Origin of the sequence: Streptomyces sp. URMC 124, from assembly GCF_051386455.1 — a bacterium.
In the GTDB taxonomy this organism is placed as follows: domain Bacteria; phylum Actinomycetota; class Actinomycetes; order Streptomycetales; family Streptomycetaceae; genus Streptomyces.
Genome location: NZ_JBPQTS010000202.1, coordinates 1 through 10,677, shown reverse-complemented (window position 1 = coordinate 10,677; position 10,677 = coordinate 1). Strand labels below are relative to the sequence as shown.

At 71.3% G+C, this 10,677-nt stretch carries 14 protein-coding genes and 1 pseudogene; 10 read left to right on the top strand and 5 right to left on the bottom strand.

Translation table 11 applies throughout. The features are described 5' to 3' along the window. The 4 genes and pseudogenes from ACSNOG_RS29610 to ACSNOG_RS29595 all read left to right on the top strand — a co-directional run. Positions 1-131: pseudogene (locus tag ACSNOG_RS29610) on the top strand (sensor histidine kinase); the annotation flags it as partial. Beyond that, positions 122-766, top strand: coding sequence for a LuxR C-terminal-related transcriptional regulator (locus tag ACSNOG_RS29605; RefSeq protein ID WP_436755779.1), 645 nt, complete (start codon positions 122-124; stop codon positions 764-766). The pseudogene ACSNOG_RS29610 and the gene ACSNOG_RS29605, both read left to right, overlap by 10 nt. A gap of 222 nt (positions 767-988) precedes the next feature. Next, on the top strand, positions 989-1,462 hold the full coding sequence (locus ACSNOG_RS29600) for a hypothetical protein (RefSeq protein ID WP_436755778.1): 474 nt from the start codon (positions 989-991) through the stop codon (positions 1,460-1,462). A gap of 224 nt (positions 1,463-1,686) precedes the next feature. Continuing rightward, the gene (locus ACSNOG_RS29595; RefSeq protein ID WP_436755777.1) at positions 1,687-1,920 is read left to right on the top strand and encodes a hypothetical protein; all 234 of its coding nucleotides are present in this window, start codon (positions 1,687-1,689) and stop codon (positions 1,918-1,920) included. 15 nt (positions 1,921-1,935) lie between these two features. Here ACSNOG_RS29595 and ACSNOG_RS29590 read toward each other — a convergent pair whose 3' ends face one another. After that, the gene (locus ACSNOG_RS29590; protein ID WP_436755776.1) at positions 1,936-2,490 is read right to left on the bottom strand and encodes an NADPH-dependent FMN reductase; all 555 of its coding nucleotides are present in this window, start codon (positions 2,488-2,490) and stop codon (positions 1,936-1,938) included. Positions 2,491-2,605: 115 nt separating this feature from the next. Here ACSNOG_RS29590 and ACSNOG_RS29585 point away from each other — a divergent pair, with 115 nt between their 5' ends. Further along, a complete protein-coding gene (locus ACSNOG_RS29585) occupies positions 2,606-3,256 on the top strand; it encodes a TetR/AcrR family transcriptional regulator (protein WP_436755775.1) in 651 nt (216 codons plus the stop codon). Positions 3,257-3,277: 21 nt separating this feature from the next. Here ACSNOG_RS29585 and ACSNOG_RS29580 read toward each other — a convergent pair whose 3' ends face one another. Continuing rightward, positions 3,278-3,811: a hypothetical protein gene (locus tag ACSNOG_RS29580; RefSeq protein WP_436755774.1), complete on the bottom strand. Its 534-nt coding sequence runs from the start codon at positions 3,809-3,811 to the stop codon at positions 3,278-3,280. Between the two features lie 231 nt (positions 3,812-4,042). Between ACSNOG_RS29580 and ACSNOG_RS29575 the strand changes: the two genes are divergently transcribed. Then, on the top strand, positions 4,043-4,279 hold the full coding sequence (locus ACSNOG_RS29575; protein ID WP_436755773.1) for a hypothetical protein: 237 nt from the start codon (positions 4,043-4,045) through the stop codon (positions 4,277-4,279). 8 nt (positions 4,280-4,287) lie between these two features. Here the strand turns inward: ACSNOG_RS29575 and ACSNOG_RS29570 are convergent, their stop codons facing one another. Then, complete coding sequence (locus ACSNOG_RS29570) at positions 4,288-5,037, bottom strand: class I SAM-dependent methyltransferase (RefSeq protein WP_436755772.1); 750 nt, start codon at positions 5,035-5,037, stop codon at positions 4,288-4,290. Between the two features lie 392 nt (positions 5,038-5,429). Here ACSNOG_RS29570 and ACSNOG_RS29565 point away from each other — a divergent pair, with 392 nt between their 5' ends. From ACSNOG_RS29565 to ACSNOG_RS29555, 3 genes are all read left to right on the top strand, one after another. Next, the gene (locus ACSNOG_RS29565; RefSeq protein ID WP_436755771.1) at positions 5,430-5,669 is read left to right on the top strand and encodes a hypothetical protein; all 240 of its coding nucleotides are present in this window, start codon (positions 5,430-5,432) and stop codon (positions 5,667-5,669) included. A gap of 121 nt (positions 5,670-5,790) precedes the next feature. Beyond that, the gene (locus ACSNOG_RS29560) at positions 5,791-6,264 is read left to right on the top strand and encodes a hypothetical protein (RefSeq protein ID WP_436755770.1); all 474 of its coding nucleotides are present in this window, start codon (positions 5,791-5,793) and stop codon (positions 6,262-6,264) included. A 137-nt stretch (positions 6,265-6,401) separates the two neighbouring features. Next, a complete protein-coding gene (locus tag ACSNOG_RS29555; protein ID WP_436755769.1) occupies positions 6,402-6,749 on the top strand; it encodes a hypothetical protein in 348 nt (115 codons plus the stop codon). Here ACSNOG_RS29555 and ACSNOG_RS29550 read toward each other — a convergent pair. After that, complete coding sequence (locus tag ACSNOG_RS29550; RefSeq protein WP_436755768.1) at positions 6,698-7,285, bottom strand: hypothetical protein; 588 nt, start codon at positions 7,283-7,285, stop codon at positions 6,698-6,700. The two genes, ACSNOG_RS29555 and ACSNOG_RS29550, sit on opposite strands and share 52 nt — an antisense overlap. 141 nt (positions 7,286-7,426) lie before the next feature. Between ACSNOG_RS29550 and ACSNOG_RS29545 the strand changes: the two genes are divergently transcribed. Then, positions 7,427-8,881: a Gfo/Idh/MocA family protein gene (locus ACSNOG_RS29545; protein ID WP_436755767.1), complete on the top strand. Its 1,455-nt coding sequence runs from the start codon at positions 7,427-7,429 to the stop codon at positions 8,879-8,881. A gap of 87 nt (positions 8,882-8,968) precedes the next feature. On the opposite strand, the gene ACSNOG_RS29540 is transcribed toward ACSNOG_RS29545, so the two are convergent. After that, complete coding sequence (locus ACSNOG_RS29540; protein ID WP_436755766.1) at positions 8,969-10,456, bottom strand: amino acid permease; 1,488 nt, start codon at positions 10,454-10,456, stop codon at positions 8,969-8,971. Positions 10,457-10,677: the final 221 nt, after the last annotated feature.

The following is a 10,677-nucleotide window of genomic DNA, read 5'->3' as shown; positions in this document are numbered from 1 at the left end:
GGGCGGACCCCGCGCGCGGGTCGGGGCTGCGGGGGCTGGCGGACCGGCTGGCCGCGGTCGGCGGCGTCCTGCACGTGCACAGCCCCCGGGGCGGCGGGACCCGGGTGCGGGTGGAGCTGCCGTGCGCGTGACGGTGACCGAGGACTCCGTACTGCTGCGCGAGGGCCTGGTGCGGCTGCTGGCCGAGGCGGGGGTGCAGGTGGTCGGCCAGACAGGGGACACCGGGGACCTGGTCGAGCTGGTGGAGGAGGTGCGGCCCGACGTGGCCCTGCTCGACATCCGCCTGCCGCCGACCCACACCGACGAAGGCGTTCGCGCGGCGTGCGCGATCCGCGAGCGCTGCCCTCCGGTGGGGGTGCTGCTGCTGTCGCAATACGTGGAGGCGGGCAGCGCGGTGCAGGTGATGGCGCGGCGCGCCCGGGGGTTCGGGTACCTGCTCAAGGACCGGATCGCGGACGTCGAGGAACTGACCGGTGCCATCAAGCGGGTGGGGGCGGGCGAGTCCGTGATCGACCCGTTGGTGGTGTCCCGGCTGCTGCACCGCCGGCGGGCGGGCGGCGCGCTGGAGGAGCTGACTCCCCGGGAGCGGGACGTGCTGGCGCTCATGGCCGAGGGGCGCACCAACGAGGCGATCGCCGAGCGGCTGGTGGTGGGCGGCAAGACCGTCGAGACGCACGTGCGCAACATCTTCGTCAAGCTGGGCCTGGAGCCGAACCTGACCGACCACCGGCGGGTGCTGGCCGTCCTGTCGTACTTGCGCGGCTGAGGCTGCCGGACCGCCCGCGCCCCACCGGCATTTCAGGGCTGGCCCTGATGTGTGCACGGCGGGCGGGGCCTTGAATGGAGGGCACCGGAAGGGGAGCGCGGGAACGGGGGAACGGGCCGGAAGGTTCGGAAACCGCCGCGGAACGGCCGGTTGCAGTCACGGACTTGCGGCCCGCGACCGCACTCCCCGCCCTACGGAGAGCACGTTCAACGGGAGGAAGCCATGAAGGCAGGCAAGAGCCTTGCGCTCGCGACGGCAACGGTGGCCCTGGGGGCCGGGCTGGCGGTGACCGCTCCGTCGGCCCAGGCGGAACCGGCCGCGCGGAGCGTCGTCACACAGACCGCCGACCTGGACACCGGCGTGGGTCACGGCATCCAGGCGAGCTGGAAGCGGATCTGGGGCCCGTACAAGCACACGCCCACCAAGTACTGGCCGACGGGCGACTTCGTGCCGCGCAGCAACGCGCTCGGCGTGCACGCCCGCTGCTGGAACGGCGGCGACGGCACCAAGCTCAAGATCGACATCGTGCGCAGCAGCGACAAGAAGGTCATCGCCAAGGGCGGCTGGGGCGTGTGCACCGGCGACTGGATGAACGTGGACACCTTCCGCGCCTCGCCCAACCAGAAGCACTACATGCGGATCTACCTGAGCGGTAAGCCGCACACGATCGAGGCCCGCGCCTACCACAAGGTCTGAGCGGAGCCGTCAAGCTGCCGGGCCGTCCGACGGGGGAAGCATGGCGGGCGGCCCGGCCCGCCCCGGGTCTCAGGTGACTCCGGGGCCCGGGGTGCATCAGGTGCTCAGGATGAACGACGGCGGCGGGGCGTTGCCCTCGGCCCATGCGCTCGTTGGTGATGACAAGTGCCTCTGGCACGGAATCAGCAGGAGAGCGAGAAGCGGAGGGCGCTGTGCGTCGTCGGATGAACTTCGTGCTGGCCGCGGTCGTCATGGCCGGCGCATGGGCCGCCCCGGCGGCGGTCGCCCGGACCGCCGCCGGACCGCCACCCGCCGTGCACGCCTCCCCCGGCAAGCCGCCGTTCTCGTACGAGGACTGCATCAAGGCGACCAAGAAGCGCGGGGAGAGCGCGCGCTACGGCAAGTGGCACTGCGACCAGCTGGTCAAGAAGGGCTGGGTCAGGCGCCCGGTGCGCTGACCGCGGCCGCTTCGCTCAGACCGCGGCGGGGACGCTCGCCAGGCGCTGGAGGAGCTCGGTCAGCGCGGCGACGGCCTCGGCGTCGTCGGAGGGGTGGGTGTCGGTGAAACGGGCGTGCGAGCCGGGGATCGCCAGCTTGACGTCCTCCAGGACCTTGCCGCCGGCGATGCCCACGGCCTTGCGGGTCTCGTCCTGCGCCCAGACACCGCCGTACTGCCCGGCGGCGGTGCCGGCCACGGCGACCGGCTTGCCGGCGATGGCACCCACGCCGTGCGGACGCGAGATCCAGTCGATGGCGTTCTTCAGCACGGCGGGGATGGTGCCGTTGTACTCGGGGGTGAAGAAAAGGAGGACGTCGGCGGCGCCGGCCGCCTCGCGCAGGCGGGCGGCGGCGGCCGGGACGGCCCCCTCGACGTCGAGGTCCTGGTTGTAGAAGGGCACGTCGGCCAGGCCCTCGTAGATCTCGATCGCGGTGCCCTCGGGGGCGAGCTTGACCGCGGCCTCGGCGAGCTGGCGGTTGTGGGACCCGGCGCGGAGGCTGCCGACGAGCGCAAGGATGCGGACAGACATGGGGAACTCCAGGTAAGTGATGACGAGAACAAACCGGACCGGGGTCCTGTTTTAGGATTGTGACACTTATCCGGACCGCGGTCCAGTTATTTCGCCGAGACGTTACGCTGGACCCATGACCGGCTCCGTTCCCCCCTCGCCGCCGCCCGGCCCCCCGGACGACCGACAGGAGCTGCCCCTCCTCACCCACGGCGAGCCCCAGCCGCTCCGAGCCGACGCGGCCCGCAATCGCACGCGCCTCCTGGAGGCGGCCTCCCGTCTGCTGACCGAGTGCGGGGCCGCGAACCTGACCATGGAGGCCGTGGCCACGGCCGCCGGGGTCGGCAAGGGCACCGTCTTCCGGCGCTTCGGCGACCGCACCGGGCTGCTGCTGGCACTCCTGGACCACCGCGAGCAGCAGTTCCAGGCCGCCTTCGTCTCCGGCCCCCCGCCCCTGGGCCCCGGCGCCCCCGCGGCGCAGCGCCTCCACGCCTTCGGCCCCGCCCTCATCCGCCACGAGCGCGCTCACCACGAACTGATCCTGGCCACCCGGACCGACCCGCTGCGCGTCTACGGCGTCCCGGCGCACGGCCTGCGCGTCGGCCACCTCGTCATGCTGCTGCGCGAAGCCGGCGTCCAGGGCGACGCCGAGCTCCTCGCCCACACGCTGCTCGGCCTCCTCGACGCCGCCCTCGTCCACCACCTGTGCGTCGAGCGCGGCATGGCGCCCACCCGCCTGGAGGCCGCCTGGCACGACCTCGTCACGCGCCTGGGAGCCGAGCCCTGAGGCGACCGGCTCCGCCGGGAGCTACGGGACGTTGATCTTGGGCATGTCGATCTTGGGCATCTCGACCTTGACGGGGTCCTTGGTGAAGGTTTCCGTCAGGCCTCCCTCCCAGCTGACCGACAGCGTCTTGCCGCCGTCCACCAGGGTGGCGGTGCCCTTGGTGCGGGGGTTGCCGGGGGTGGGACACTTCAGGTCGAACTTCACGCTCGTGCCGGAGCGCTGCGCGGGGCCGCTGCACACTCCCTTGTCCGAGTCGGAGATGCCGCGGTCACCGAAAATCGTCACCCGGACGATGTCGTAGCCCTTCTGCTGGTTCCATATGCCGTCCAGGTCGCCGGCGCCGCCCTGGTCCGGCTTCTCGGCCCCGCTCCGCTCCGGCTTCGCGCTGCCGCCCTCCGTGGGCGCCTGGGCACCGCTCGCCGAAGGCTTCGCCGAGGGCTTGTCCCCCGCCTTCGCGGCACCCTTCCCGCCGTCGCCGTCCGAACCGCTGCTGCACCCCGTCATCAGCGCCGCCGCAATCAGTGCCGCGCCCGCGATTCGTGCCGGCTTGCGCATGTTTTCCCCTCTCCTGCCGAACAGAACAAGCCAACCTAACAGGCGGTTCGATCACTGCAGGAACCCCCTTTTCGCGCGCGTAGAACCGCCGCACGGGCACCTGACACCCGCCCACGAACGGCGCCGGTCCCGGCACTTGCGCACCGCCCGGTTCCGCCGCCCGGGTACAGCCGGGCCGACCCGCCCGGCATAGCCTTGCCCCGCCGCCTCCCGCTCCGGACCATGCGGCCCATGGCACGTTGCGAAGTATGCGGAAACGACTACGACCTGGCGTTCTTCGTGGAGACCCAGGACGGGGCACGGCACGCGTTCGATTCGTTCGCGTGCGCCATCCACCGCATGGCGCCCATCTGCGAACACTGCCGGGTCCCGATCGTCGGTCAAGGGGTCGAGGCCGAGGGCCACTGGTACTGCGGCGCCCACTGCGCACGCTCCGAGGGGAAGGTGGGCATCGTGGACAGGGTCTGAACGGGCATTCAGCGCGCCGCTTCGTGCCTCGTCGCACGCCGGAAGAGCGCCGTCCACAAGAAGGGCTCGCCGAAGCCGGGCGACTCCGCCGGCTCGTCGCGCATGCGGCGCAGCTCGACCTCCGCGAGGTCGCGGAAGATGCCGCGCAAGGACTCCGGTGAGTACGCGAGGCCGCCGTGGAGGCGGGCCTGGCGGTAGAGGTCCGCGTCGGGGACCTCGGAGCCCATCTCACCAGCCGCGAAACAGGTGAGGGCGAACCGGCCACCGGGCGCGAGGGCGCGATCGAGCAGCGCGAGGTAGCTGATCCGGCGGTGCGGCGGCAGGTGGTGGAAGCAGCCGGAGTCGTAGATCAGGTCGTACGGGCCGTCGAGTTCCTCGCCGACGAGGTCGAAGGCGTCACCGCACCGGAAGCGGACCTCGGCCCCGGCCTCGCGGGCGCGTTCCTCCGCCCAGGCGATCGCCGCCGGGGAGAGGTCGACGGCGTCCACCTCGAAGCCTCGCGAGGCGAGGTGGACCGCATTGCGGCCCGGGCCGCAGCCCAGGTCGAGGGCGCGGCCGGGAGTGATCTGGCCGCGGTCGAGGTACGAGAGCAGGTTCTCGTCGGGCTTGTCCACGAAGAACGGCACCGGCCTGGAGCGGTCCTCGTAGAAGCCGTCCCACCAGGACGCCGCTCCGGCCGTCCAGCGGTCGGCCTCCGGCGCGAACAGGCCGTCCAGCAGCCTCAGGACGTCGTCCACCGTGCGGATGTTCCGGTCCATGCGGACCCCCTTTCCCGTTGCCTCGATCGTAGGCAGGAATGCCACGAAATCCCAGGTCAGAAGGCATTCCGGGAAGCCCTGTCCCGCTGCCTGAGGGGTGGGGAACAGAAGGGAAGGGCGTCACCCGCAGAGGGGAGCGAACGGCCGCGCACGGCCCCGGCGGAGGTCACCCAGGGGCCGATTCCGGCCGCGCCGGACCGGGTTTCCTTACGATCTTCACGGGCCCCGGCCCGAGGGCTTCACCTGCCCGGTCCGGGCCTGCAACCACCGGGCGTCAACCGCCCTTTATCCATAATGCGTTTGATGTGTCTGATGTGTCTTAGCAGCCACAATGCGGCTGTGCGTATCGATTGCTCCCATCCGTCGTTTGGCAAGGCATGAAGAACCGCATCGTGACGCGTATTGCTGTGGGATCGACCCTTCTGATGTGCGGCGCCGTCTCCGCAGCCGGCACCGCCGAGGCGGCCGGCGGGGGCAAGGGCGGGGGCGGGCTCGGCCCCCGGCCGCTGATGCACCGCATCTCCCACCTCTCCCATCTCGCCAACGTCGAGGACAGCCCCCTCGGCGACACCGTCTCCTTCGTCAACGACAAGCTCCCCCGGGAGGCGTCCAGCCGCGTCTCCCTCCGGTGACCGGTTCTTTCCGTGACAGGCCGCGCTTCACCGTCCGCGGTGCCGGAGCCCCTGCCCCGGCACCGCGGCGTCCGGCCCCCGGCGAGCGGCCTGCAGTGGGCAGCGCGGCAATAATCTCCGGGTGACCTTTCTGGACGAACAGTTGATCGGCCTGTGGTGCAGCGCCCCCTTCGACCTCGGCGCCATGGAGACGAGCGAACTCGTGTTCCTGGCCGACGGCCGGGGCTGGAGCCGCTTCGAGGGCATCAGCACAGAACTGGGCATCTCCCGGTTCCGCTGGCACTGCCCGGCCCCCGGCCTGCTGGAGTTGCGCGGCACCTGGCGGGTCAGCGGGCAGTGGGCCCCTGACAGCGACGGATTCGCCTCCGTGGACCACAGCGGCCCGGACGACGAGGTGATCCGTACCGGCTACCGCATCGGCCCCGAGCGGCCGTCGCCCTCCGACGCCCCCGTGACCGCCCTGACCGTCGACGACGCGATCGAGTACGCCTGCTCCTTCGCCCTCGGCAAGCGTGCCGTGACGCTCGCCGACGACCCCTCGGCCACGCTGGTCCCGTACGGCCCGCCCGCCCGGCCCGGTCCGCCCGCCGGCTGATCCGATCCGGCTAAGGCGAGTACCAGGGGTACCAGGGGGTACAGATGGCGCTCAATCCCGGAATCCGTCCCCCCGGCCCCCTCGCCGGCCCTACGGTGGGCCCTCGCCACCACCGGACGGGGGGAATGGGGAACACCGTGAACAGGGAAGAGCGCGCCCGCATCGTCGCCGCGATCCAGGATGAGCGCGAGCGACTGCGCCCGCTGCAACCGGAGATGACGCGCACCGTGATCCAGCTGCTGCGCCGGACGGTGCCGGAGTCGGAGCCCGGGGTGGTGCCGTGGGTGAACCTGGCCACCATCAAGAGCATCGAGGCCGAGCACGGCACGGACGGGCTGCTGGCGCTGGCGCTGTCCCTGGGCAACTGGGCGGCCGCCATCGCCCAGGACTTCGCCCGCACGAACGGGCACACCGCGGAGCAGCTGATGGACTACTACGAGACGCAGTTCTTCGAGGACGACACGTCGTCGGACTCCGAGGACTGACCGGGGCTGCCCGTACCTCGCGGGAACACGCTCCCCGCGGTGCAGAAGACGCAGCCGTCCCAGTGCGGCAGGGCGTTCAGGACCCGGTGGGGCACGCAACAGGTCGTCACGGCCGCGTCCGGGCCGGGGAATCCGGGGAAGGGATCGCCGTCGGTCCGCTCGGGGCGCGGGGCCGGGACGAAGGCCTCGACCATGGCCCGGAAGTGCCTCAGGTACTCGGGCGCGTAGGGCGGCTCGTACCCCAGCTCGTCCCAGCGGTGCCGCTGCAGTGCGAGGTCGACGACCCGCAGCACGAAGTCCTTCGCCTCGGCCCGCTCGGACGGGGTGTCGCCCCAGTCGACGTCCTCCAGGTCGAAGCCGACCATTCCACGCCCCATCACGTTCTGGTCCTGCAGGGCCAGCAGCGAGGCGAAACGAAAGTCCCAGGGGCGGCTCGCCAGCTCCGACACCGCGAGCCACAGCACCTCGACGAAGACGGCGGTCCCGCCGTTGGACATGGAGAGGCTGTCCCCCGCCCCTTCGAACACCGTTCCCATCCGGCCACTCTAAGCGTCGGATCTCGTGGTGCGAGCCCTCTTGCGTTGCCCGCATCACACCCGTCAGGGTCACTAACCGAAGTCAGTGAGGTTCACGTACGCGCCGCAGCTCACATCAGCCCCTTGCGTCCAGGAGGACCGATGCACGAGTCAGCACCGCAGAACCCCGAGTACCTCGATGCCTCCGGGAGCCCCGGCCCCCACGCGTCCGTGGAGGGAGGGGAGCGGACCCCCGACGTCAGCCGGCGTCTCGTACTGAAGTCCGCGGGGGCCGCGAGCGCCGGTGCGGGGCTGGGGCTCGGACTGGCGCAGGCAGCGGCCTCCCCCGCCGCCGCGGCCCCGGCTCCGCGGCGCCGGGGCGCGACCATGATCGGGGTGCCGTTCGAGCGACGCGGCACGGTGCGGGTCGGGATCGTCGGGCTGGGCAATCGCGGCGGCGCGATGACGGAGCTGTTCCTGGCGGTGCCCGGGGTGCGGGTGGTGGCCCTGTGCGACACGGTGCGGGCGAAGGCGGAGAAGGCCGCCGCCAAGGTCAGGTCGGCCGGACAGCCGGCGCCCGCGCTCTACACCAAGGGCGAGGACGACTTCCGGCAGCTGTGCGGCCGCGGGGACGTCGACTTCGTCTACGTGGCCACGCCGTGGGAGTGGCACTTCCCGATGGCCGAGGAGGCCCTGACCGCGGGCAAGCACGTCGGGGTGGAGTGTCCGGCCGCCATGGAGCTGGATCAGCTGTGGCGCCTGGTGGACCTGTCCGAGCGGATGCGGCGGCACTGCATGCAGCTGGAGAACTGCTGCTACGGCAGGAACGAGATGCGCGTGCTGCGCATGGCGCACGCGGGCAAGTTCGGCGAGCTGCTGCACGGGGCGGGGGCTTACATCCACGACCTGCGGGAGCTGATGTTCTCGCCGACGTACTACGAGGGGCCGTGGCGGCGGTTGTGGCACACCCGGCTCAGAGGGGACGTCTACCCCACCCACGGATTCGCTCCGGTCGCCACCTACATGGACGTCAACCGCGGGGACCGGGCCGTGCGGATCTCGACGTTCGGCTCCCCCGCCGCCGGCCTCGCCGCCTACCGCGCGCAGCACATGCCGCCCGGCGATCCGAGCTGGAAGGAGACGTACGTCGGCAGCGACATGTCCGTCAGCCTCGTGCAGACGGCCAAGGGGCGCGTGATCCGCCTGGAGCACGCGGTCAGCAACCCCCACCCCTACAGCCGCGTGAACGCTCTGAGCGGCACCAAGGGGGCGTTCGAGGACTACCCGCCGCGGATCTACCTGGAGCCGGAGATGTCCGGGGACGAGTGGGGCGACTTCGGGGCGTACGCGGAGTGGGACCACTGGCTGTGGAAGGAGCACGCGAACCCGCCGGGCGGCCACGGCGGCATGGACTACATCATGATCTTCCGCCTCATGCAGTGCATGCAGCAGGGGCTGGTGCCCGATTTCGACGTGTACGACGCGGCGACGTGGAGCGCGCCGGTGCCGCTGAGCCACGCCTCCATCAGGGCCGGGGGCGCGCCGCAGGAGATCCCGGACTTCACGCGGGGGCAGTGGCGGTCCGGGCGGCCGGGGGTGGACTCGGCCAAGCCGTAGGCATGCGAAGAGGCGCCCGTCCCGGTCTCCCGGGGCGGGCGCCTCTCGTCGTTCTCAGCCGGTCGGGACCGGCTCGGCTTCACCCGGTCAGGACTGACCGGCCTCCGCACGGGCGAGCTCGTTCGCGCGCTCGGTCTCGGCGACCCGGCCGCGGACGAGGAACCAGCCGCCGACCAGCATCGCGATGATGATCGGCAGGCACAGCACCGTGGTGCGGCCGGCGCCGGGCTCGGACGCCATCAGGCCGAGCACACCGGCCAGGAAGACCAGGGTGACGATCTGGGTGTACGGGGCCCAGGGGAGCTTGTAGCCGGGGCGGGTGACCCGGCCGTCCTTGGAGCGGCGGTAGAAGAGCAGGGAGCAGACCATGATCATGCCCCAGGTGCCGATGATGCCGATCGCGGCGAAGTTCAGCACGATCTCGAAGGCGTCGGCGGGGACGACGAAGTTCAGGCCGACACCGAGGACGCAGAAGAACGCGGTGAGCAGGATGCCGCCGTAGGGCACCTGGCCCTTGTTCATCAGGCCGGTGAACTTCGGCGCCGAGCCCGACATCGCCATCGAGCGCAGGATGCGGCCGGTGGAGTACAGGCCCGAGTTCAGGCTGGAGAGGGCCGCGGTGAGGACCACCAGGTTCATCACGCCGGCCGCGTAGGGCACGCCGATCTTCGACAGGACGGTGACGAACGGGCTCTCGCCGGCGACGTACTCGGTGAAGGGCAGCAGCAGCGCGAGCAGCACGACCGAGCCGACGTAGAACAGGCCCACGCGCCACATGATCGAGTTGATCGCCTTCGGCATGATCTTCTCGGGGTTCTTGGTCTCACCGGCGGCCACACCGCACAGCTCGACGGAGGCGTAGGCGAAGACGACGCCCTGGATGACGAGCAGCATCGGCATGACGCCGGTCGGGAAGATGCCGCCGTGGTCGGTGATGTTCGCCAGACCCGGGGTCGAGTCGCCGACGCTGTGCTGGCTGGCCAGCAGGAAGATGCCGACGACCATGAAGAGGGTGATCGCGGCGACCTTGATGATCGCGAACCAGAACTCCATCTCACCGAAGTACTTCACCGAGATCAGGTTCACGGTGAGCACGACCGCGAGGGCGATCAGCGCGAGGACCCACTGCGGGATGTCGCTGAACATTCCCCAGTAGTGGGTGTACGTGGCGACGGCGGTGATGTCCGCGATGCCGGTGGTGGCCCAGTTCAGGAAGTAGAGCCAGCCTGCGGTGAAGGCGCCCTTCTCGCCCATGAACTCACGGGCGTAGGAGACGAAGGCTCCGGAGGAGGGGCGGTAGAGCACGAGCTCGCCGAGCGCACGCACGACGAAGAAGGCGAAGAGGCCGCACACCGCGTAGGCGATGAAGAGGGAGGGACCGGCGCTGTGGAGACGGCCACCGGCGCCGAGGAAGAGTCCGGTGCCGATCGCTCCACCAATGGCGATCATGTTGACGTGGCGGGACTTGAGGTCCTTGCTGTACCCGGCATCGCCGGCGTCCACGTGCGTGGAGGCCGTGGGCGCCGCCGTGGCGGCGGGCTGGGGTTCGGCCGCAGTGAGGGTGCGGTCACTCATGTGGTTCTTCGCCTTCGCTGGAGAGGGGCAGGACCGGGACGCGGTGGTGCTTGGGGGGAGCGACCCGGTTACCCGGAGGGCCGGCTGGCGACGCCGGTCTTCTCCGAGGGGTGAAGCGATGCCCGCCGGCCTGGGGCCGGGGTGCCTGCGGCTGCCTGTGGGCAGGCCCGGAGAGGGGCTGCCGGGAGGGCGCGCCGGTGGGCGCGGGCGAGGGGGTGCGG

Bases quoted from the DNA above. Each gene is read 5' to 3' on its own strand.
- ACSNOG_RS29600 (WP_436755778.1), top strand. From the start codon at position 989: ATGAAGGCAGGCAAGAGCCTTGCGCTCGCGACGGCAACGGTGGCCCTG.
- ACSNOG_RS29595 (WP_436755777.1), top strand. From the start codon at position 1,687: ATGAACTTCGTGCTGGCCGCGGTCGTCATGGCCGGCGCATGGGCCGCC.
- ACSNOG_RS29590 (WP_436755776.1), bottom strand. From the start codon at position 2,490: ATGTCTGTCCGCATCCTTGCGCTCGTCGGCAGCCTCCGCGCCGGGTCC.
- ACSNOG_RS29585 (WP_436755775.1), top strand. From the start codon at position 2,606: ATGACCGGCTCCGTTCCCCCCTCGCCGCCGCCCGGCCCCCCGGACGAC.
- ACSNOG_RS29580 (WP_436755774.1), bottom strand. From the start codon at position 3,811: ATGCGCAAGCCGGCACGAATCGCGGGCGCGGCACTGATTGCGGCGGCG.
- ACSNOG_RS29575 (WP_436755773.1), top strand. From the start codon at position 4,043: ATGGCACGTTGCGAAGTATGCGGAAACGACTACGACCTGGCGTTCTTC.
- ACSNOG_RS29570 (WP_436755772.1), bottom strand. From the start codon at position 5,037: ATGGACCGGAACATCCGCACGGTGGACGACGTCCTGAGGCTGCTGGAC.
- ACSNOG_RS29550 (WP_436755768.1), bottom strand. From the start codon at position 7,285: ATGGGAACGGTGTTCGAAGGGGCGGGGGACAGCCTCTCCATGTCCAAC.
- ACSNOG_RS29545 (WP_436755767.1), top strand. From the start codon at position 7,427: ATGCACGAGTCAGCACCGCAGAACCCCGAGTACCTCGATGCCTCCGGG.
- ACSNOG_RS29540 (WP_436755766.1), bottom strand. From the start codon at position 10,456: ATGAGTGACCGCACCCTCACTGCGGCCGAACCCCAGCCCGCCGCCACG.